Here is a 21,063-nt window from a genome sequence, read left to right on the forward strand (position 1 = left end):
GCCGGCTGTTCACCGGCTGTTCGGCCAGACCGCCTGTGCCGGCGACCGGCGATCACATCTCGGGCTGGGACGCGAGCCGTTCGATCGGCTCGGTCGCGAGGACCCGGCCCTTGCGGTGGTGCACCACGACGGCGTGCCCGGGTGACAGGTCCGAGCCCTCGCAGCCGATGGCGTCGAAGATCCACGGCAACGTGGGTCGATGGCTGCACAGCACCGCGGCCTTCTTGTCGTCGAGCAGCGCGAGCACGGACCGCTGCACGTCGGCGGCTCGGGTGTGCTCGCTGACGCGATCGTCGATCTGCAAGAACGTGCCGATGCGGTCGGTGATGGGCTCGACGGTCTGGACGCAGCGCAGGGCCGGGCTGCTGACGACGCGGCGCACGCCGTAGGCGTCGAGCACCGGCACGAGCTGGCGAGCCCGAGCCGTGCCCGACCGTGTCAGCGGCCGCTCGGCGTCCTCGCCGTCGAAGTCGTCGCGGGCAACGGCCTTGGCGTGGCGCAGGACGATCAGGCTGCTGGTGCGGTGGCCGTCGTCCTGGCGCAGCGAGCGAAACTCCTCCAGCAGATCCCGGTCGTGCGAGTAGCTCAGCAGCTTGCGGGCGTCGCGCGGACGCACCCACCGCACCTCGTCGACCTCCTTGTTGGGGCGGAACGTCGACTCCGTGCCACCGACCTGCCGGGCGATCCAGTAGCTGACGTGCTTGGTGCCGGACGACGTGCGATAGCTGACCCGCTGCAGGGGGTGGCCCAGCCGGACCTGCAGACCGGCCTCTTCCCAGATCTCGCGCACCGCGGTCTGCTGCAGACTCTCGCCGGGGTCGGTCTTGCCCTTCGGAAACGTCCAGTCGTCGTAGCGCGGTCGGTGGACCACCAGCAGCTCGACGGGGGAGCGGCCGGTCGTGCCGAGCTCGCGGGCGGACACGGCACGCCGTCTCCAGACGATCCCGCCAGCGGCCGTGATGATCCGTTCGCTTGCCATGCCCGTATTCTCCACACCGTTGGTGGACAGCAGGTGACGGAGGTGGGGCGACGGTGCGTTCGGCTGTGCTGCGCGTCGTGCTGGCCCTCCTCCTGCTGGTCGCGGGTGCCGGAGCAGGGTGGGCGCTCTCGCGCACCGACGATCAGGGGGCACCACGGCGCGCAGCACTGGTGGCCGCGCTCGACGCCATGCCGCCCGGCACGCTCACGGTCGACTTCACCGACTGGTCGCGGATCGATCGGCCGCTCACCGACGCCGGGCTCGAGGGCCTGACGGCGCGCTCGATCGTCGCGTCGCTGGACACCGAGATGCGCGAGCGTCTGGGGTGGTCGGTCTCGGACCTGCGATGGGAGGCGTTCGGGCGCACCGAGGCCGGCGGCGTGCTGGCCCTGGGCCTGGGCGACGTGTCGGCACAGCGGGCGCAGAGGACCTTCGCGAAGATCGCCGTCGGCGCGGGCGACGCCGATGGTGTGGTCGAGGTCGATGCCGCCCGGGTCAGCACCGACTTCGCCACCACCTTCGCGTGGGTCAGGGTCGTGCCCGGTCGGGACCTGGTGCTGGCGGCCGCGGATCGCAGCTCGCTCGCCGCTGCATCACGGGCGCTGCGGAGCCGCTCCCTGCTGGCGAATCGCTCGGTCGCCGGACTCGCGACCCCGCTGTCCGCGGCCACGTCGGTGCTGCTGCAGGAACGACGTCTGCTGTGCGCCTCGTCGCAGATCGACCCGGACGACGAGGCCGCCCGTCGACAGCTCGACACCACGCTCCGCGGAGTGGGCCGGTTGACGAGTCCCCGATGGGGTGGGCGCGGACTGGTCGGCGGTCGCCCGTCCCGGATCGTGTTCGCGACGGCCTTCGCCTCCGACGACGTGGCCCGTCGTCAGCTGACGGTGCGCACCGCGGTGGCGTCGGGCACCTTCATCGGCCGGACCGGTCAGGTGGCCGACTCGCTGCGCGACCTGCGAGCGCGGGTGGACGGTGAGGTCGTGAGCCTCGACTTCGCCCTGACCGCCGAGGGCGAGCAGTTCATGACCGACACCGGGCCGGTGGTGTTCGCGGGCTGCAGCCCCTAGCGCGACCGGCGGGCCTTGGCGCGTTCGATCAGGGACGCCTGGATGTCGACGGTGCCGTCGTTGCGGGTCCAGTCGCCGTCCGGGCCGAGGCTCCAGGACCGGGTGTCGGGGTCGACCATCGCCTCGAGCAACCCGCCGACCTGGTCGATGTGGTGCTGCTCGGGGATGCGCACCAGCACCTCGACGCGACGATCGAGGTTGCGGTGCATGAGGTCGGCCGAACCGATCCATGCCTGTGGCTCGCCGCCGCACGCGAACCAGTAGACGCGGCTGTGCTCGAGGAACCTCCCGAGGACGCTGGTGACGACGATGTTGTCGCTGAGCCCGGGGACCCCGGGGCGCAGGGTGCAGATGCCGCGCACGACGAGGTTGACCGACACGCCGGCCTGCGAGGCCTCGTACAGCTTGTCGATGATCGCCTCGTCGACGATCGAGTTGACCTTGATCCGGATCCCGGACGGCCGGCCGGCGCGGTGGTGCGCGATCTCGGCGTCGATCAGCTCGACGAGGTTGCGGCGCAGCCCGGCCGGCGCCACCATGAGCCGGTCGTAGGCGAAGTCCTGGGCGAAGCCGGACAGGTTGTTGAACAGGTGCGTCAGGTCCGACGTGATGGCGCGGTCCGACGTGAGCAGTCCGAAGTCCTCGTAGAGGCGGGCCGTCTTGGGGTTGTAGTTGCCGGTGCCGATGTGGGCGTAGCGGCGCAGGCCGTCGGGCTCGTCGCGCACCACGAGCGCCAGCTTGCAGTGCGTCTTGAGTCCGACCAGGCCGTAGACCACGTGGCAGCCGGCGCGCTCGAGCTTGCGGGCCCAGCGGATGTTGGCCTGCTCGTCGAAGCGAGCCTTGATCTCCACCAGCACCAGCACCTGCTTGCCGCTGCGAGCGGCGTCGACCAGCGAGTCGATGATGGGCGAGTCTCCGGACGTGCGGTACAGCGTCTGCTTGATGGCCAGGACCTGGGGATCGGCCGCGGCCTGCTCGATGAATCGCTGCACGCTGGTGGCGAACGAGTCGTACGGGTGCTGGACCAGGACGTCGCGCTTGCCGAGCGCGCTGAACAGGTCGGCGGGCGCTGCCGTCTCGACCTCGGCGAGGTGCTGGTGGGTGCCGGGCACGAACGGGTCGAAGTGCAGGTCGGGACGATCGATGTCGGCGATCTCGTTGAGGCTGCGCAGGTCCAGCGGTCCCCGGAGCCGGACGACCTCGTCGGCCTTGACGCCGAGCTCGGACGCCAGCGTGTCGAGCACGTCGGGGTCGATGGACTCCTCGACCTCCAGGCGCACCGGCGGACCGAACTTGCGGCGCAACAGCTCCTGCTCGAGCGCCTTGAGCAGGTTCTCGGCGTCGTCCTCCTCGACCTCGAGGTCCTCGTTGCGGGTGACGCGGAACGCGTGGTGGGCGACGGCCTCCATGCCGGGGAACAGCAGGTCCAGGTGGGCGGCGATGACCTCCTCCAGGGGGACGAAGCGGCCGGCGTCGGCCGGCATCCACCGGTTGATGATCGGGGGCACCTTGACGCGGGCGAAGTGCTCCTTGCCGGTCGCGGGGTTGCGCATGACCAGGGCGAGGTTCAGTGACAGGCCGGAGATGTAGGGGAACGGGTGCGCAGGGTCGACCGCCAACGGCGTCAGGACCGGGAAGACGCGTTCGCGGTAGGTGGTGCTGATGCCGGCCTTCTCCTCGGCCGTCAGGTCGTCCCAGTGCAGCAGGGCGATGTTCTCGCCGAGCAGCGCCGGGGCGATGGCGTCGTGGTAGGTCGCGGCGTGCTGCTCCATGAGCTCGCGGGTGGCCGCGAGGCTGCGCGACAGCACCTCGCGAGGGCTCAGGCCACTTGCCGTGGGCACCGCGACGCCGGCGGCGATGCGGCGCTTGAGCCCGGCGATGCGCACCATGAAGAACTCGTCGAGGTTGCTGGCGAAGATCGCCATGAAGCGCACGCGTTCCAGCAGCGGGATCGACTCGTCGCGGGCCAGCTCGAGGACGCGGGCGTTGAAGGCGGTCCAGGACAGCTCGCGGTCGAGGAAGCGGTCCGGCGGCAGCGTCCCGACCTCGGGGTCGAACGGCGGGTCGACGTCGAACTCGTCAGGCGAGGCGGGCGACTCCACCGCCGTGGCGTCGGACAGCGCGGCGACGGAGAGGTCTGACGTGTCCATCCGCGTATTTTGGCAGGTCCACGTGAACGCAGACTGAACAAGGTCGACCGAGGCCGCTCACGGCTCGCCAACCGATAGCGTGGGGCCATGTCGATGCTCACCTCAGCCGCCGAGGTCGCACGCGGCACCGTCATGCGCCGGGTCCTGGGGCTCCCCGCTCCCGTGCTGGAACGCCTGGCCGGGGCGCCGGTCGTCATCAACGGGCGGCGTCTGCACCGTGAGATGCAGGTGTTGCTGAGGCTGCAGAAGCTCGAGGGGCCGGCTGCGGAGTCGGTGGCGATCTCCCGCGGCCGCCGGATCATCGCGGCGCAGTCGCGACTCGCGGGCGGCACCCAGCCGATCGGTGCGGTCACCGACCGCACCATCGACGGTCCCGGTGGCCCCCTCCCGTTGCGCTTCTACACCCCCCGCGGCCTCACCCAGCGATCACCGGCGCTGGTGTTCCTGCACGGCGGTGGGTGGATCTACGGCGACCTGGAGAGCCACGACGCGCTGTGCCGGGTGCTGGCCGAGCAGGCGCAGGTGCGCGTCGTCGCGGTCGACTATCGCCTGGCTCCGGAAGCACCGTTCCCTGCCGCGGTCGACGACGCGTTGGCAGCGTGGACCTGGGTCGCCGACCACGCCCAGGCGCTCGGCATCGATCCCGAGCGCATCGCGGTCGGCGGCGACAGTGCCGGCGGCAACCTCGCCGCGGTGGTGTCCCAGCAGACGGTGCAGGCGGGCGTGACGTCGCCGGCCTTCCAGCTGCTGATCTATCCGGCCACGGACTTCGCCGCCAAGGCGCCGAGCCGCGCGACCTACGCCGAGGGGTTCTTCCTGACGCAGGCATTCATGGACCTGGCCGAGGAGAACTACCTGGTGGGGAGCGAGGACCGGGCCGACCCACGGTTGTCGCCCCTGCACGGCGACCTGACGGGCGTCGCTCCGGCCTACGTGGTCACCGCCGGATTCGACCCGTTGCTCGACGAGGGCGCCGCCTACGCCGCTGCGCTCGAGGCGGCGGGCGTCGACGTCACCTACCGCTGCGAGGAGGGGCTGATCCACGGCTTCGCCAACATGGTGGCCGCCGGGCGGGCCGCACCGCAGGCGGTCAAGCGGATCTCGTCAGCCCTGCAGAGAGGTCTGGCCTGACGGCGTGGCGTAGAGGGTGTCGCGGGCGTGGTCGACGAAGCCGAGGCGCCGGTACACCGCGAGGGCGGGTGCGTTGTCGCCCTCGACGTACAGGTCGACGACGGGCACCCCGACGGTGTGCAGGTGGCGCAGGCCGCGAGCGGTGAGTGCGGTGCCCAGGCCCGAGCCCTGCTCCGACGGGTCGACGCCGACCACGTAGACCTCGCCGGGCCCCGTGGGGGAGTCCTCCACCTTGGTCCAGTGGAAGCCGACGACCCGGCCGTCCCGCTCGGCCACGAACAGGCCGCCGGGGTCGAACCAGTCGCTGGCGGCGCGCCGCTCGAAGTCGGCACGGTCCATGGCGCCCTGCTCGGGGTGTGACGCGAACGCGCGGCCGTTGACGTCGACGATCGCGTCGGTGTCGGCGGGGTCGAACGTGCGCAGGGTGATGCCCGTGGGCACGACCTCGGGGGAGGGGGCGCCGTCGAAGGTCAGGCGCAGCACCAGCAACGTGCGCACGGCCTCGAGCCCGGTGACCGCGGCCAGAGCCTGTGCGGCCGGCAGGTCTCCGTGCGCCCAGAACTGGGTCTCGCCGCCGTCGAGGGCTGCGTGGACCAGGTCGCCACCCAGTCCCCGGCGGCGGTGGTCGGGGTGCACGACCAGCTCCACCGGCTGGTCACCGAATGCGAGCCCGACGAAGCCCTCCTCGGGCCCGCCGACGCTGAACCGCGGCTCGTCATCGTCGGCGACGGCCAGGAGGGTGGCCTCGTTGAAGGGGGCCACGCCGTCGACCTCTCGCGCGGCGGCGGCGAGCGCCGTCAGGTCGGTCATCGGCTGCGCAGCGCGACGAGCTGGGCGGCCACCGTGGCGGCCAGGGCGGTCGCGAAGGTCTCGGGCGTGTCGTCGTCGAGCTCGGGCACCACGTGGTGGACGGTGCCCGACTCGAGCAGGTCGATGGCTCCGACCCGTTGGGACCGCGCGAGCTCGTCGGCGTGCTCGAGGTCGCCGTAGACGATCGCGCTGGCCCCCTCGGGAGGCAGCGGGGACAGCCACGCGTTCTCGGCGGCCACCACGACGTCGGCCGGCAGCAGGGCCAGGGCGCCACCGCCGCACCCCTGACCCAGGAGCACCGAGACGGTCGGCACGCGCATGGTCGACATCCAGCTGATGCAGCGGGCGATCTCGCCGGCGATGGCGCCCTCCTCGGCCTCGGGTGACAGCTCGGCGCCGGGGGTGTCGATGAACGACACCAGCGGCAGCCGCAGCTCGTTGGCCAGCCGCATGCCGCGGCGCGCCTCACGCAGCGCGGCGGGGCCCATGGGCGTCAGAGGTGTCTGCTTGGTGCGGTCCTGGCCGATGACGACGCACGGCTGACCGTCGAGTCGGGCGAGCGCCACGAGCATCGCGCTGTCACGCTCGCCCTTCTCGGTGCCCTGCAGGCGGACGATGGCGTCGGAGCCGTACCGCAGGACCTCGCGCACGCCGGGCCGTTGGGCCGACCGGGTGATCTCGATGGACTCCCACGCCGTGCGCACGCGGTCGGTGGTGCCGGCGCGTTGCGGGCGGGTCTGCTCCGACGGGGGATCGACCAGGATGCTGAGCGCGCGGTCGACCAGGAACGGCAGCTCGTCCGGAAGGGCGACGGCGTCGATGATGCCGCGGTTCGCGAGGTTCTCGGCGGTCTGGACGTTGGGCGGGAACGGCCTGCCCTCCATCAGCTCGTAGACCTTGGGCCCGAGGAAGCCGATCAGGGCGCCCGGCTCGCCGAGGGTGATGTGCCCCAGGGACCCCCAGGACGCGAACACGCCGCCGGTCGTGGGGTGGCGCAGGTAGATCAGGTACGGCAGCCCCGCCGCCCGATGGGCCATGAGTGCCCGGGAGATGTCGATCATGTGCACGAAGGCGGGCGTGCCCTCCTGCATGCGCGTGCCGCCGGACGCGGTGGTGGCGAGCACCGGGATGCCCTCGGCGGTCGCGCGCTGCACCGCCGAGACGATGCGCCGTGCCGCCGCCTGCCCGATGGATCCGGCGAGGAACCGGAACTCGCTGGCGACGACGGCGACCGGCCGGCCCCGCATCAGGCCGCGGCCGGTGACGATCGACTCGTCGGTGCCCGCGCGCTCAGCGGCGGCAGCCAGCTCCGCCCGGTACTTGGGATCGTGCCCGGACGTGTCGACCGGTTCGTCCCACGACGTGAACGACCCGGGATCGAGCACCAGGTCCAGCAGAGCCTGGACGGTGAGCGTGGCCATGGGTCAGGACGATACTGCGGCCTCGTGGTTGGACTCCGACGTGGCGGCGACGAATCGGTAGCCGACGTTGCGCACCGTGCCGATGAGCGTCTCGTTCTCGGGCCCCAGCTTGGCGCGCAGTCGGCGCACGTGGACGTCGACCGTGCGGGTGCCGCCGAAGTAGTCGTAGCCCCACACCTCCTGCAGCAGCTGCTGGCGGGTGAAGACCCGGCCCGGGTGCTGGGCGAGGAACTTCAGCAGCTCGAACTCCTTGAACGTGAGGTCGAGGGTGCGGTTCTCGAGCTTGGCGGTGTAGGTGGCGTCGTCGACCACCAGGCCGCTGGAGGCGATGATGTGGCTCTCGGCGTCGACGGCCGCGCCGGCGGCGGCGCGGCCGATGCCCAGGCGCAGTCGGGCCTCGAGCTCGGCGGGGCCGGCCGTGGTGAGGATGACGTCGTCCATGCCCCAGTCGGCGGCGGCCACGGCGAGCCCACCCTCGGTGAGGATCAGGATCAGCGGGCAGTCGATGCCCGTGGTGCGGATGACCCGGGTGAGGCTGCGCACCTGGGCGAGATCGTGACGCCCGTCGACCAGGACGGCGTCGCACGGTGGAGCGTCGAGCAGCGCACTGGCCTCTGCGGGCAGGATCTTCACGTGGTGCGGCAGCAGGGCGAGCGCCGGGAGCACTTCGACCGATGACTGCGGCGTCTTGGTCAGCAGGAGCAGGTGGGACACGAATCCTCCGGATGTGGCTCGATGGTCAAGAATACGACATGTGTCTGACGAGTTGCTGGGAGATGTCGTGAATGAGAACGAGGTCACAGTCCGCTACTGGGCTGCTGCGCGTGCTGCCGCGGGCGTCGAGACCGAGCAGGTCGCGGGCGCCACGCTGGCCGACGTCATCGCCGAGATCTCGCGTCGTCACCGTGATCGTGACCGCTTCGACGACGTCATCGACTCCTGCTCGATCCTGCACGGCGAGATCCCGGTGGGGTCGCGCGATCCGGCCGAGGTGCGCCTGGCGCCCGGCGACTCCATCGAGTTCCTGCCGCCCTTCGCCGGAGGCTGAGGGGGGCCTGGCCCCGCGACTGGCATCATGCAGGTCATGTCGCGCCTGAGGTCCTCTCTGCTGACGGTGGTCCTGGCAGGGGTGCTGGCGCTGGCCGCCTACGCCGACGTGCTGCTGGTCGCCGCGGTGGTGGTGCTCGTGCAGGTGCTCATCGCGTCGGCGCCGAGCCTCGCCGACGCTCGCGGGCGCAGTGTTCCCACTCCGCGATTCGTCCCGGCGCTCGCCGGGGGACTCGTGGCCACCGTCCTCGCGGTCTTCCCGCACTCGCTGACCGGGGCGGCCGGATCGACCGACGTGCTGGGGGTGGCCGACACCGGTGTGTTGGCCGGCCTGATCCCGGCGGTCGCCGTGACGCTGTTCGCCGCCCTGATCACCCAGATGCTGCGCAAGGACGGGCGCCGCGAGCTGACGACCTCGACGGCGTACGCGGTCTCGCTCGGAGTGACCGCTGCGGTCGCGGCCGGGTGGATCGGTGCGCAGCAGTCCCTCGGCGGGGCCCCGGTGGTGGCCATCGCAGCAGCCGGAGCCGTGGCCGGCGTGCTGGTGTGGGCGCTGCCGTTCGACCGCGTGCTCACCGGCTCGGCCGCGGTGCTGGCCGGGGCAGCCGCCGGCGCGGCGGTCGCTGCATCGGTCGACTCGGTGGTGACCGTCGTGTTCGGCGTCGCCGTCGGGTCCGGTTCGGCCCTGTTCGCCGTGATGGGCCAGGTGTTCGGCCGGGCCTGGGTGAGCTCGCGCACGCACGCCTCGGTCGGCTGGGGATTCCCCGGCGCCATGTCCATCGCGCTGGTCGCTCCGATCGCCTACGTCGGTGGCCAGCTGGTGGCGGCGTCGGTGTTCTGACCGCCTTTCGTACCAGCGGTATCCTCAGATCATGACCGGTCTGTACGTCCTCGCCGGCGCGTTGGTGGCCTGCGTCCTCGTGGCGATGGCGCTGCAGTGGCGCAACGGCCGATTCTCCTCGCCCGCGGCGTCGGCGGCCGACGACGAGACGATCCTGACGGCGGACACCATCGGTGGCCCGCTGGGTCGAGACGCCACCCTCGTGCAGTTCTCGAGCTCGTTCTGCGCGCCGTGCCGCGCGACGCGCGTTCTGCTGACGGACATCGCCGGCTCGACCGAGGGGGTCGAGACGGTGGAGATCGATGCCGAGTCGCACCTGGACCTGGTCAACGAGCTGGGCATCCTGCGGACGCCGACCGTCCTGGTGCTCGACGCCCGGGGAGTCGTGCGCACCCGAGCCTCGGGGCTGCCGCGCCGCGACCAGGTGATGAGTGCCCTGTCGGCGGCTACCGTGGGAAGGTCCACGATGTGAACTGCCGTCTCGCCATCTGAGACGAACGACCCGGTGGCTGACGAGGGTCCGTACTGTGGGTGACATGTTCCTGACGACACATCTCACGAGGCGCCGCGCGGTGGATCACTGCCGCACGCGGTCCGCTCTGTGTCGTTCTCACTGATCTGACCGCTACCAGCACCACCACAGTCCAGCAGAACAGTCACCCACCGGCCGCTCACGTGCCGGTGCGCCCATCGCAGGAGCATGCATGTCCACGTCCACCACCCAGGTCGATCCCCGCGGTCTGCGGGTCTCGGCAGCGATCACGTCGGCGGTCCTCGCCCTGGTCCTCGTCCTTCCGTCGCACGTCGCGGTCCCGCTGCTGGCGGCGCAGGTCGCGATCTTCGCCCTCTCGTCGGTCGTCGGGCTGCAGTACTCGCCCTACGCCCAGTTCTTCGCTCGCGTGGTGCGTCCGCGCATCGGTGCACCGCGCGAGACCGAGGACGCCCGTCCGCCCCGCTTCGCGCAGGTCGTCGGGCTCGGCTTCACCGCCGCCGGTCTGATCGCCCTGCTGGCGGGAGCCGGCGTCGTCGGGCTCGTCCTCGTCGGCTTCGCGCTCGTCGCGGCACTGCTGAACGCCACGACCGGCCTGTGCCTCGGGTGCGAGATGTACCTGGGCTTCCGGCGCCTGGGCCTCGTGCGCCCCGCCTGATCCACACAGCCTGATCCCACACAGCCTGATCCCACACAGCCTGATCCCGCACCACCTGAACCATCTCCACCACTCTCATCGCCCGTCAGGGCAGACCATGGAGGTCATCATGAGCCGCGACACCGCACTCGTCACCGCAGACTGGGTCGCCGAACATCTGCAGGACCCGAACGTCGTCCTCGTCGAGGTCGACGAGGACACCGAGGCCTACGACAAGGGCCACATCCCCGGCGCCGTCAAGCTGGACTGGAAGAGCGACCTGCAGGACGGGGTCCGTCACGACTTCGTCTCCAAGGACCGCCTGGAGGCGCTGCTGTCCGAGAAGGGCATCGGCAACGACGACACGATCGTGTTCTACGGCGGCAACAACAACTGGTTCGCCGCCTACGCGTACTGGTACCTGGCGTACTACGGGCACGACAACCTGCGCCTGCTCGACGGCGGCCGCAAGAAGTGGGAGCTGGACTCGCGTGAGCTGACCGACGAGGCCACCACTCGACCGGCCACCACGTACACGGCCCAGGAGCCCAACGACGACATCCGCGCATTCCGCGACGAGGTCGTGAGCGCCATCGGCGTCAAGAACCTGATCGACGTGCGCAGCCCCGACGAGTACGCCGGACGCCTGCTGGCCCCGGCGCACCTGCCCCAGGAGGCCGCGCAGATCGCGGGTCACATCCCCACGGCCGGCAACGTGCCGTGGAGCAAGGCGGCGAACGACGACGGCACCTTCAAGAGCGACGACGAGCTCAAGGGCCTGTACGCCTCGGTCGGCTACGACGAGGGCAAGGACGCCATCGCCTACTGCCGCATCGGTGAGCGCAGCTCGCACACCTGGTTCGTGCTGCACGAGATCCTCGGATACCCGAACGTCAAGAACTACGACGGCTCGTGGAGTGAGTACGGCTCGCTGCGCGGCGTGCCCGTGGCTCTCGGCGACGAGCCGGGAGCAGCCTGATGTGCGGCGCGATCAAGGGTGGCCCGTCCCTCGACGGGGTCGACGTGGCGAACCAGGCCGTCATCCAGGGCGTCGTCACCCGCGGCGGTGAGCCCGTGTCGAACGCCTACGTCCGCCTGCTGGATCGCACCGGTGAGTTCACCGCGGAGGTGCCCACCTCGGCCACCGGACAGTTCCGGTTCTTCGCCGGGCCGGGGTCGTGGACGCTGCGCACTCTCGCGCCACGGTCCGAGCCGGTCGATCGTGCGGTCACGGCGGCGACCGGAGTGGTCGCCGAGGTGGCCGTCGCGGTCTGAGACCGGGCCCTGAGGATCGCTTCCGGGCCGTAACCAATCTGTCGACCTTTCGTTCTGTGGTGTGTAGAATTTTGCGCACCGACCACCTCCTGGCTCCGATCGGACACCGAACCATGACCAAAGCACGCCTCGCCCTCGCGGGACTCCTCGCGGCGCTGTTCACCGTCGTCTCGGCCGGGGCAGCCCAGGCCTACCCCGACCCCACCGTCAAGATCACGATCGGCGACGCGCGCTTCGTCGGCGGACTGCCGCTGACCTACAGCGCCACCTCCGGCGGGGTCGACTGCTCGTGGACCGTCACGTTCAACGGCAAGACGCAGACCGGCACCGGCACGACCCTCGAGGGCACGTTCTCCACGCCGAAGGTCGACAAGATCACGCCGAAGTCGATCACGGCCAGCTGCACGTACACGGTCGATGACAGCTCGACCGGCCCGGCCAGCGGCCCGGCCACCACCGGTTCTGCGACGGCAGTCGTGCCGGCCGGCTTCTTCGCGGTCGACGCCGTCGCCTCGGACTCGGCAACGGTCACCCTGCTGCCGCAGGGCTCCGGGACGGCCTCGGTCGACGGCGCCCTGCCCGACACCGGCGGTTCGAACCTGTGGATCCTGATCCTCGGTGGCGTGCTCGTGGTCGCTGGCGGCGGGGCCGTCATCGTCGCTCGCCGTCGCTGAAGCATCCGGTGGTCGGTGTGCACGGCTCACCTGACGAAGCGCCCGGACTGGAGAGGTGATGTCGCGACGCACGAGGTCGCGACGACACCGACGCTGGTACCAGAAGGTCGACCTGCGCCGAGTCGTGCTGCTGGCCGTCGGCGCCGTGGTCGTCATCGCCCTGGCGGTGTTCGGCTGGCAGGCGTTGACGACGCGTGCGGCGCTCGCCCGGGCTGCGGCCCAGGCCGACCAGCTGCAGCGCCAGCTCGTCACAGCGGACGCCGCCGGTGCGCATGGGACGTTGCGCCAGCTGCAGGTGTCCACCGAGGAGGCGCACTCGGCGTCCGACAACGTCCTGTGGTCGATCGGCGCCCGCATCCCGCTGCTGGGTCGCAACGTCGACGCGGTCCGGACCGTCGCCGCCGAGATCGACCGGGTCGCGGACCAGGCAGCCCCGCCGGTGGTCGATCTCGCCGGGCGGGTCAGCTCCAACACCTTCAGCCCCTCCGGTGGCACGGTGGACCTGCCGGCCATCTCCAGCGTCGCTCCGTCGATCGCTCGTTCGAGCGCGGCTCTGGACACCTCGCGCGCGGCCCTGGACGGCATCGAGACCGACCGCCTGCTGGCCGCGCTCCGCGGTCCCGTCGGGGGCCTGAAGATCAAGGTCGAGACGTTGGCATCGGTCGCGGACAACGCCGACCTCGCCGCCCGTCTGCTGCCGGACCTGCTCGGCGGCGACGGCACCCGGCGCTACCTGCTGCTGAACCAGAACAACGCCGAGATCCGCTCCACCGGCGGCATTCCGGGCTCCTTCGCCGTCATCACCGCCAAGAAGGGCAAGATCACCCTGGGCTCCCAGGGTTCGGCGGTCGGTCTGGGGATGTTCGACGAGCCGGTCGTCCCGCTGACCGACGACGAGCGGGCCGCCTTCCCCAGCACTCTGGGTACCGACCTGCGCGACGTCACCATCACGCCTGACTTCACCCGCACGGCGCAGATCGCCCGCGCGATGGTCCAGAAGCGGCTCGACATCAAGATCGACGGCGTCGTCTCGATCGACCCGGTCGCGCTGAGCTACCTGCTGGCCGGGACGGGACCGGTGAAGCTGCGCGACGGCGTCGTCCTGAACCAGGACAACGCGGTGACGACCCTGCTGAGCACGGCCTACACCCAGCTGGACGCGCGGCAGCAGGACGACTTCTTCGAGCTGGCGAACAAGAAGATCTTCGATGCCTTCGCCGCCGGACAGGGCGACGCGACGGCGGCACTGGGCGGCCTGGTCCGCGGGGTCGAGGAGAACCGGGTGGCGTTCTGGTCGGCGCGCGACGACGTGGAGAAGCTGGTCGCGCCGACCGACCTGGGTGGGACCTTCCCCGGCGACGACGGGAAGACGCCTCACCTGGGGGTCTATCTCAGCGACGCGGCGTCGACCAAGATGGAGTACTACCTCGACCATGACACCACCGTGCAGGCGGTCAACTGTCTCGACGGTGGTCGGCAGGTGCTCACCACCACCACCACGCTGACCTCCAACGCCCCGCAGGACGCCGCCGACCTCACCTTCGTGCCCGGTGACGGCACCTACGTCAAGCGCGGCGAGATGCGCTTGAACGTGCGGATGTTCGCTCCGTACGACGGCGCGTTCACGTCGGTCCGGCTCGACGGCAAGCCCATCGGGCTGAGTGCGGTCACGTATGACGGGCGAGGAACGGCGCGACTCGAGGTCATCCTGAAGCCCGGGCAGACCCGCACGATCACCGCGAACGCCACCAGCGGGCCGGACCAGACGGCGGACGCCGTCTTCAGCACGACACCCGGCATCGCCAGCCTTCGCAACGACTACTCGGTGCCCTCGGCGTGCGGCCGTTGATCGAACATGGCTGTCCCCGGGAATTCGACGAGGTATTCTGCGTCATGATCGATGACGGAGACCCTCGTCGTTCCCAGAGGCTCTTCGCGTTCGCGGCGTAGCCCTGTCTCACAGAATTCGGAAGCACCATGACCCACGTGCGTCGTACCCATGTCCTCCGCCTCGCTCTTGCCGGAGCCGTTGCGGTCCTGTTCACGTTCATGTCGGGAACCGCGGCCCAGGCCTATCCGGATCCGCCGTGCACCGTCACCGCGAACCCGACCAGCGTCCAGGGTGGTCAGTCCTTCACCTACACCGTGAGCTGCTCGGTCGCGTGCGACTACCAGGTCTCGTTCAACGGCAAGACGCAGACGGGCTCGGGCAGCACGATCTCGGGTTCGTACACGGCGCCGGTCGTGGGCAAGACGCAGTACCTGCCGCTCTCGGCCGACTGCGCCTACAAGCCCTCAGGGCACTCCAAGTCCAGCGTGAACATCAAGGTGCTCGGCTCGGCCAACTCCAGCGGCGTGCTGCCTAACACCGGCGGTTCCAGCGTCTGGATCCTCCTTGCAGGTGGCGTGCTCGTGCTGGCCGGGGGCGGCGCCGTCGTCGCCAGCCGCCGCCGAGCCTGATCATCGCCCCGGGTCGGGGCGCCCGCGCGGCCGCGGCAGCGCGTCGACATCCCGTCGTCGTCGCTGCTGCGACGGTCGTCCTGGTGCTCGTCGTGGCGTCGACCGCGGTGTTCGCCTGGCAGGCGCGTGAGGTGAAGGGTCACCTCGACGACGCCGTGCAGCGTGCACGCACGGTGCAGGATCGCCTGGTGGCCGGCGACGCGACGGGAGCACGCGCGCCACTGGGTCGGCTGCAGGAGTCCAGCGAGGAGGCGCGCCGAGGTGTCAACGGCGTGCTGTGGCGGGCGGGGTCACGGCTTCCGCTCGTCGGCGACGACATCGCTGCGGTGCGCACCGTGGCCACCGAGCTCGATCGAGTGGCCGACCAGGCGCTGCCCCCGTTGATCGAGGTGTCCGGTCAGGTCGACGCGAACGCGTTCAGCCCGCGCGGCGGGCGATTCGACACCAGGGCGATCGCAGGCCTCGCCCCGGCCGTCGCCGACGCCGACGCCGTGCTCAGCAGGTCGCAGCGAGCCGTCGACGCGATCGACGTCGACCAGCTCAGCTCGATGCTGCGCGGCCCGGTGAGATCGGCTCAGGGCAAGATCGACGCAGCGGCCACGGTGTCGTCGAGCCTCGACCGAGCGGCCCGGCTGCTGCCGGACATCCTGGGGCAGGACGGCACCCGTCACTACCTGCTGCTGAACCAGAACAACGCCGAGATCCGGCCGACGGGTGGCATCGTCGGATCGTTCGCCGTCATCACCATCAGCGACGGGGCGATGACGCTGGGCCAGCAGGGATCGATCGACGACCTGCCTGCGTCGGCTACCGCGCCGCTGCCCCTGACGGCTGACGAGCAGGCCATCTTTCCGTCCACCATGGGCACCGACCTGCGCGACACCAACATCACACCGGACTTCCCACGGACCGCGCAGATCGCCCGAGCACTGGTGCAGAAGCGCCTCGACACGCCGATCGACGGCGTGCTCACGATCGACCCCGTCGCGCTGTCGTACCTGCTGAAGGGCATCGGTGACATCACGTTGGCCAACGGCACGGTCCTGACGTCCGACAACGCCGTCGACATCTTGTTGGGCCGGGTGTACCGCGAGATCCCGAACCCCCGGCGGCAGGACGCGTACTTCGCCAGCGCGACGAGGTCGGTGTTCGCGCGGTTCGCGTCCGGTGCAGGCGATCCGGTCGAGACCATCAAGGCACTGGTCAAGAGCATCGACGAGAACCGGTTGGCGTTCTGGTCCAGCCGCCCCGACGAGCAGCGGCTCATCGCGCCCACGGCGCTGTCAGGCGCCTTCGTCGGCGACGACGGCGACGTGCCGCACGTCGGGATCTACCTGAGCGACGCCGCGCCGAGCAAGATGGAGTACTACCTGCGGTTCACGACCACGCCGGTCGCCGTCGAGTGCTTGTCCGGCGACCGACAGGTCATCACCACCACGACCACACTCACCTCGACCGCACCGAGAGGGCTGCCGGCATCGGTCGTGGCACTTCCCGGCTTCGCGCCCCCGGACACCATGAGCCTGAACGTGCGGTTGTTCGCTCCCCATGGCGGGAGCTTCCGATCGGTGCGGCTCGGTGACGACGCGGTGGCGATCCAGGCCGGCTCGCTCGGCGGTCGTCCGGTGACCGGTCTCGGGGTGCTCGTCGGACCGGGGGAGACCCGCACCATCACCGCCACCATGGTCTCGGGTCCGGGCGAGTCGGGCCGTCCGGTCTTCAGCACCACCCCCGGCATCGAGTCGCGTCGCAACGACGTCGCGATCGACAGTGCCTGCCGGGGCTAGCTGCGCTCCGCGGCGACCTCCAGCAGCACTGTGGTCGGTCCGTCGTTGACGAGGCTGACCTGCATGTCGGCGCCGAAGACGCCCTGCGCGACCGTCGCGCCGGCCGCGCGCAGCACGGCGCACACGTGCTCGTACAACGGCTCGGCCACCGATCCCGGCGCTGCTGCGGTCCACGAGGGCCGGCGACCCTTGCGGGTGTCGCCGTACAGCGTGAACTGGCTCACGACCAGGATCGGAGCATCGACGTCGGAGGCGGACGCCTCGTCACGCAGGATGCGCAGGTTCCAGATCTTGTGGGCCAGTCGTTCGGCCACGTCGGGGGTGTCGTCGTGCGTGATGCCCAGCAGCACCATCAGGCCGCCGCTCGCCGCACCGTCGACGGCGCCCACGACCTCGCCGTCGACGGCGACCGACGCCTGGATGACTCGCTGGACGACCGCCTTCATGCCCTCACGGTAGGGGACCGGAGCGGTTCGTCGTCGGTCGATAGCATTGACCCATGCCGTTCGTGATCCCCGAGGACCTGCACCCCGACCTGATGCCGGTGGTGTGGCTGCTCGGCACGTGGCACGGGTCGGGCCGAGGCGAGTACCCCACCATCGATGCGTTCACCTACGACCAGGAGGTCGCCTTCGCTCACGACGGGCGTCCGTTCCTGCACTACTTCAGCCGCACGTGGATCACCGACGACGAGGGCGAGCGCGTGCGCCCGGGCGCGTTGGAGACCGGGTTCCTGCGGCCCACGGGTGAGGACTCGCAGATCGAGCTCGTGCTCGCCCACGCCACCGGTTTCGCCGAGATCTGGTACGGACAGGTCGCGGGCGCCCGCGTCACCCTCGCCACCGATCTCGTGGCCCGTACGTCCACGGCGAAGGAGTACACCGCCGGCCAGCGGATGTACGGCCTGGTCGACGGAGCGCTGATGTACGCGTACGACATGGCAGCCGAGGGCCAGGAGATGCAGTCGCACCTGTGGGGGAAGCTCGAGCGTGACTGAACGTCTGCGCAGCCCCCTGCTCGACCTGCCGGGTGCGGTCGAGGCCGACGCCCCCGACGGCGGGGTCGCGGCGCACTACGGGGCCATCTCGTCGGAGCAGAAGTCGTTGCTGTCCGACAGCGGCTTCGTGGACCTGTCGCACCGTGACGTCTTCACCATCACCGGGCCCGACCGTCTCACCTGGCTGCACGCGCTCACCACGCAGCACCTGGAGTCCCTGCCCGCGGGTGAGCACGTCGACGCCCTGCTGCTGTCGCCCCAAGGGCGCATCGAGCACGGCTTCAGCGGTGTCGACGACGGTGAGACGTTCTGGGGTCACACCGAGCCGGGTGCCGCAGCGGGCCTGGTGAAGTTCCTCGAGCGGATGAAGTTCATGAACCGCGCCGACCTCGCGGACGTGTCGAGCGCGCACGCGGTCATCGGGCGGTGCGTGGACGGCCGGCTGGTGTGGGAGCTTCGCGACCGGTCGACGCTGGTCGACCTCTCGACCGAGCTCGGTGCTCCCGTGGGCCTGTGGGCCTGGGAGGCGCTGCGCATCGAAGCCGGCGTGCCCCGCATCGGCCTCGACACCGACGAGCGCACCATCCCCAACGAGGTCGGGCTCCTCGGCACCTCCGTCCACCCCGACAAGGGTTGCTACCGGGGCCAGGAGACCGTCGCGCGCGTGCAGACCCTCGGCCGGCCGCCGCGCCGGCTCGTGCGGCTGCTGCTCGACGGGTCGGTCGACCATCTGCCCGCCCCGGGCAGCCCGGTGCTGCTGGCCGATGCGTCCGTGGGCACCGTCGGCACGTCGGCACGCCACCACGAGCTCGGGCCCATCGCGCTGGCGATCGTCAAGCGCGGTGTCGATCTCGGCGCCACGCTGGTCGTCGACGGCGTCGCAGCGGCCCAGGAGGTCGTGGTGGATCCGGACATCGGGCTGCACGTCCGACCGGTGCTCAAGTCGTGAGTGCTGGCCGGTTCGGTGTGCTCGCGGTCTGCACCGCCAACATCTGTCGGTCGCCGATGATGGAGATCCTCCTGCGCGACCGTCTCGATCCCGATCGGTTCGAGGTCGCGAGCGCCGGGGTGGAGGGGCGCGACGGACAACCGATGGACGCGATGTCGGAGATGGAGCTCATGCGCTTCGGGCTGGGCGCCGACACCTTCCGATCACACCGCCTCAGCGAGTACCTGATCGAGCAGTCGAACCTGATCCTCACGGCTACCGCCGACCACAAGCGCGGTGTCCTGGAGTCGGTGCCACGGGCGATGCGGTCCTCGTTCACGCTGCGCGAGTTCGCGGCACTGTGCGTCCTCGGCGACGACGACCTCACCGCACCGCAGCTGGTGGCCGACGCGGCGGCGCGGCGCCAGCAGCGCACCGGGGCGCTCGACGTCAAGGACCCGTTCCGGCGGTCTCCCCGCGTGCACCGTGAGACCGCCGATCAGATCCACGAGGCGGTGCAGGTCGTCGCCGACCGCCTCAACCGCTGCCCCGCCTGAACGGCTGACCGCGCCGGTCAGCGGCGGGCGCGCCGTCCCTCGGTGGCGCGCGCCGGTCGACGGGGCGCGTCGTCGTAGCCGTACCCGTAGCCGTAGCGGGTGATGCCGCGGGCCGGCACCATCGTCAGGACCGTGCCGAGCAGCGTGGCGCCGACGGCGGCGAGGCGTTCGGTGGCGAGGCGCACCTGCTCGACGCTGGTGCGACCGTGGCGCACCAGCACGATGGCACCGTCGGACAGAGTGGCCACCAGTGCTGCGTCCGTGACCGGGAGCAGCGGCGGCGCGTCCAGCAGCACGACGTCGTAGCGCCGCTGCAGAGCCGTCACCAGGTCCGCCATCGCGTTGGTCTGCAGCAGCTCGGACGGGTTGGGGGGCAGCGTGCCGGTGGTCAGCAGGTCGAGACCGGGCACGCTCGACTCCTGCACGGCATCGCCCAGCTCGACGGAGCCGACCAGGACGCCGGTCAGGCCGGGAGAACGGTCGACGTCGAACAGCTCGTCGAGGCGCGGTCTCCGCAGGTCGGCGTCGACCAGCACGACCGAGTCGCCACCGTGGGCGAGCGCGATCGCAAGATTGGCCGCCAGCGTCGACTTGCCCTCGCCCGGCAGGGAGCTCGTGACGGTGAACACCGCATCGGTGCTGTCGACGTTGAGGAACTGCAGGTGGGTGCGCAGGATCCGGGCGGCCTCGAAGCGTGGATCGTTCGGCTCGAGGTCGGTGACCAGCGGGCGTCGGCCGGCGTGGCGGTCGTAGCCCACCGCCCCGAGCAGCGGCGCCGTGGTCGCGGCAGCCAGGTCCTCGGGGGTGCGGATGAGCCGGTCGGACAGCAGCCGCGAGATCGCGAGGAGCAGCCCGAGCACCAGCCCGGCCAGAGCGCCGCCCGCCATCCACCACGGGACCGAGGGGGAGGTCGCCCGACTGGGGGGTCCCGTGCCGTCGACGACCGTCGCGACCACGGTGGCGGTTCGGCCCTCGTCGTCGGTGGGTGCGGACCTGACGGCTGTCCCGCGGGCGACGAGCAGGTCGACCAGCGACGTCGCTGCCGACTGGCTCAACGAGGCCGCCGTGCGGGCGTTGCCCTGGCGGGCCGAGACGCGCAGCACCGAGGAGCCGTCGACCACCTCGCCGGTCAGCGCACGGTCGATCGCCCCGACCGAGAGCGGGGTGCCGGTGTCGTCGCGTACTGCGGCAGCGACCGTCGGGCCGCCCAGGAGCACGGCGTAGGACGCCAGCAGACGCCCGTCGATCGCGTCTGCGGCGCGCACGCCGTCGACCGGGGTCATCAGCACGTCGGTGCTGGCGGTGTACTCACGCGGTGCGACGAACGTGGCAGCGAGGCCGATGATCGCTCCGACGAGCGCGGCGACGACGGTGCTTCGCCACACCTGCCGCACCAGGGTGCCTCGTGCCCGCGCAGCGTCCGTCGTCACGCCCGCGATCCTAGCGTCTCGCGGCTGCGACAGGGTGCCGCCGTAACCTGCGCGCGCCGGGGTCGTTTCTTCCGGTGGGGACTCGAGCAGGCGCGACAGGAAGGGCTCCGATGGTCCGGCAGGCCAAGGCCACGATGTGGCGGGTGTTCATGGCGTTGCTGGTGACCATGGTGGTGGCCCTGGCGCCGATGGCCGTGCTGCTGTCGTCGCAGTGGTCGATGCCCGACGGTCCTGCGACCTCGTCGGGTTACGGTGAGGCAGTGCTCACGGCCGTGCTGATCGCGGCTGCGGGTGCCGCCGTCGCGGGTGCGTCGGTCGCGCTGCTGGCGGCGCGTCGCCTGCGCCCCGCGCGCGGCTAGGGAGCCCACCGGACGGAGAA

At 71.0% G+C, this 21,063-nt stretch carries 23 protein-coding genes; 16 read left to right on the forward strand and 7 right to left on the reverse strand.

Features of this window, described 5'->3' with window-relative positions; all coding sequences use genetic code 11:
• Positions 1–52: 52 nt before the first annotated feature.
• Complete coding sequence (locus AC0L5F_RS13110; RefSeq protein ID WP_473313844.1) at positions 53–979, reverse strand: NUDIX hydrolase; 927 nt, start codon at positions 977–979, stop codon at positions 53–55.
• Between the two features lie 53 nt (positions 980–1,032).
• On the opposite strand from AC0L5F_RS13110, the gene AC0L5F_RS13115 reads away from it, so the two are divergent.
• Complete coding sequence (locus tag AC0L5F_RS13115) at positions 1,033–2,049, forward strand: hypothetical protein (RefSeq protein ID WP_473313845.1); 1,017 nt, start codon at positions 1,033–1,035, stop codon at positions 2,047–2,049.
• Here the strand turns inward: AC0L5F_RS13115 and AC0L5F_RS13120 are convergent.
• A complete protein-coding gene (locus tag AC0L5F_RS13120; RefSeq protein WP_473313846.1) occupies positions 2,046–4,199 on the reverse strand; it encodes an RNA degradosome polyphosphate kinase in 2,154 nt (717 codons plus the stop codon). The genes AC0L5F_RS13115 and AC0L5F_RS13120 overlap by 4 nt on opposite strands.
• 87 nt (positions 4,200–4,286) lie before the next feature.
• Between AC0L5F_RS13120 and AC0L5F_RS13125 the strand changes: the two genes are divergently transcribed.
• A complete protein-coding gene (locus tag AC0L5F_RS13125; protein ID WP_473313847.1) occupies positions 4,287–5,330 on the forward strand; it encodes an alpha/beta hydrolase in 1,044 nt (347 codons plus the stop codon).
• On the opposite strand, the gene mshD is transcribed toward AC0L5F_RS13125, so the two are convergent.
• From mshD to AC0L5F_RS13140, 3 genes are read right to left on the reverse strand one after another with little or no spacing between them, the layout of a single operon-like run.
• Positions 5,304–6,140 carry a mycothiol synthase gene (gene mshD / locus AC0L5F_RS13130; protein WP_473313848.1) on the reverse strand — a complete coding sequence of 279 codons (837 nt, stop codon included), beginning with the start codon at positions 6,138–6,140 and terminating at the stop codon, positions 5,304–5,306. The genes AC0L5F_RS13125 and mshD overlap by 27 nt on opposite strands.
• Positions 6,137–7,561, reverse strand: coding sequence for a carboxyl transferase domain-containing protein (locus tag AC0L5F_RS13135; protein WP_473313849.1), 1,425 nt, complete (start codon positions 7,559–7,561; stop codon positions 6,137–6,139). Before AC0L5F_RS13135 ends, mshD begins: the two co-directional genes overlap by 4 nt.
• Positions 7,562–7,564: 3 nt before the next feature.
• Positions 7,565–8,275, reverse strand: a complete 711-nt coding sequence (locus tag AC0L5F_RS13140) for a winged helix-turn-helix transcriptional regulator (protein WP_473313850.1) — start codon at positions 8,273–8,275, stop codon at positions 7,565–7,567.
• 67 nt (positions 8,276–8,342) lie between these two features.
• Between AC0L5F_RS13140 and AC0L5F_RS13145 the strand changes: the two genes are divergently transcribed.
• The 10 genes from AC0L5F_RS13145 to AC0L5F_RS13190 all read left to right on the forward strand — a co-directional run bounded on the left by AC0L5F_RS13145 (position 8,343) and on the right by AC0L5F_RS13190 (position 16,772).
• Entirely contained in the window at positions 8,343–8,609 is a 267-nt protein-coding gene (locus tag AC0L5F_RS13145; RefSeq protein ID WP_473313851.1) for a MoaD/ThiS family protein, read from the forward strand.
• Positions 8,610–8,645: 36 nt separating this feature from the next.
• Positions 8,646–9,449: a hypothetical protein gene (locus tag AC0L5F_RS13150; RefSeq protein WP_473313852.1), complete on the forward strand. Its 804-nt coding sequence runs from the start codon at positions 8,646–8,648 to the stop codon at positions 9,447–9,449.
• 31 nt (positions 9,450–9,480) lie between these two features.
• Positions 9,481–9,921 carry a TlpA family protein disulfide reductase gene (locus AC0L5F_RS13155; protein ID WP_473313853.1) on the forward strand — a complete coding sequence of 147 codons (441 nt, stop codon included), beginning with the start codon at positions 9,481–9,483 and terminating at the stop codon, positions 9,919–9,921.
• 232 nt (positions 9,922–10,153) lie between these two features.
• A complete protein-coding gene (locus AC0L5F_RS13160; RefSeq protein ID WP_473313854.1) occupies positions 10,154–10,597 on the forward strand; it encodes a DUF4395 domain-containing protein in 444 nt (147 codons plus the stop codon).
• 109 nt (positions 10,598–10,706) lie between these two features.
• Positions 10,707–11,555: a sulfurtransferase gene (locus AC0L5F_RS13165; protein ID WP_473313855.1), complete on the forward strand. Its 849-nt coding sequence runs from the start codon at positions 10,707–10,709 to the stop codon at positions 11,553–11,555.
• Positions 11,555–11,851: a DUF1416 domain-containing protein gene (locus AC0L5F_RS13170; protein WP_473313856.1), complete on the forward strand. Its 297-nt coding sequence runs from the start codon at positions 11,555–11,557 to the stop codon at positions 11,849–11,851. Before AC0L5F_RS13165 ends, AC0L5F_RS13170 begins: the two co-directional genes overlap by 1 nt.
• Before the next feature lie 113 nt (positions 11,852–11,964).
• Positions 11,965–12,525, forward strand: coding sequence for an LPXTG cell wall anchor domain-containing protein (locus tag AC0L5F_RS13175; RefSeq protein ID WP_473313857.1), 561 nt, complete (start codon positions 11,965–11,967; stop codon positions 12,523–12,525).
• Positions 12,526–12,583: 58 nt separating this feature from the next.
• Complete coding sequence (locus tag AC0L5F_RS13180; protein ID WP_473313858.1) at positions 12,584–14,374, forward strand: DUF4012 domain-containing protein; 1,791 nt, start codon at positions 12,584–12,586, stop codon at positions 14,372–14,374.
• A 137-nt stretch (positions 14,375–14,511) separates the two neighbouring features.
• The gene (locus AC0L5F_RS13185; protein ID WP_473313859.1) at positions 14,512–14,985 is read left to right on the forward strand and encodes an LPXTG cell wall anchor domain-containing protein; all 474 of its coding nucleotides are present in this window, start codon (positions 14,512–14,514) and stop codon (positions 14,983–14,985) included.
• An 83-nt stretch (positions 14,986–15,068) separates the two neighbouring features.
• Positions 15,069–16,772 carry a DUF4012 domain-containing protein gene (locus tag AC0L5F_RS13190; protein WP_473313860.1) on the forward strand — a complete coding sequence of 568 codons (1,704 nt, stop codon included), beginning with the start codon at positions 15,069–15,071 and terminating at the stop codon, positions 16,770–16,772.
• Here AC0L5F_RS13190 and dtd read toward each other — a convergent pair.
• The gene (gene dtd / locus AC0L5F_RS13195) at positions 16,769–17,218 is read right to left on the reverse strand and encodes a D-aminoacyl-tRNA deacylase (RefSeq protein WP_473313861.1); all 450 of its coding nucleotides are present in this window, start codon (positions 17,216–17,218) and stop codon (positions 16,769–16,771) included. The genes AC0L5F_RS13190 and dtd overlap by 4 nt on opposite strands.
• 53 nt (positions 17,219–17,271) lie before the next feature.
• On the opposite strand from dtd, the gene AC0L5F_RS13200 reads away from it, so the two are divergent.
• Genes AC0L5F_RS13200 through AC0L5F_RS13210 form a run of 3 tightly spaced genes read left to right on the forward strand, consistent with a single transcriptional unit; the run spans position 17,272 to position 19,254 of the window.
• Positions 17,272–17,769: a heme-binding beta-barrel domain-containing protein gene (locus AC0L5F_RS13200; protein ID WP_473313862.1), complete on the forward strand. Its 498-nt coding sequence runs from the start codon at positions 17,272–17,274 to the stop codon at positions 17,767–17,769.
• Positions 17,762–18,718, forward strand: coding sequence for a CAF17-like 4Fe-4S cluster assembly/insertion protein YgfZ (gene ygfZ / locus AC0L5F_RS13205; protein WP_473313863.1), 957 nt, complete (start codon positions 17,762–17,764; stop codon positions 18,716–18,718). The genes AC0L5F_RS13200 and ygfZ overlap by 8 nt, the downstream gene beginning before the upstream one ends.
• Entirely contained in the window at positions 18,715–19,254 is a 540-nt protein-coding gene (locus tag AC0L5F_RS13210; protein WP_473313864.1) for an arsenate reductase/protein-tyrosine-phosphatase family protein, read from the forward strand. Before ygfZ ends, AC0L5F_RS13210 begins: the two co-directional genes overlap by 4 nt.
• 17 nt (positions 19,255–19,271) lie before the next feature.
• Here the strand turns inward: AC0L5F_RS13210 and AC0L5F_RS13215 are convergent, their stop codons facing one another.
• Complete coding sequence (locus AC0L5F_RS13215; RefSeq protein WP_473313865.1) at positions 19,272–20,684, reverse strand: tyrosine-protein kinase domain-containing protein; 1,413 nt, start codon at positions 20,682–20,684, stop codon at positions 19,272–19,274.
• A gap of 110 nt (positions 20,685–20,794) precedes the next feature.
• On the opposite strand from AC0L5F_RS13215, the gene AC0L5F_RS13220 reads away from it, so the two are divergent.
• Positions 20,795–21,043, forward strand: a complete 249-nt coding sequence (locus AC0L5F_RS13220) for a hypothetical protein (RefSeq protein ID WP_473313866.1) — start codon at positions 20,795–20,797, stop codon at positions 21,041–21,043.
• Positions 21,044–21,063: the final 20 nt, after the last annotated feature.

Source organism: Aeromicrobium sp. 10G20-16, from assembly GCF_055809665.1.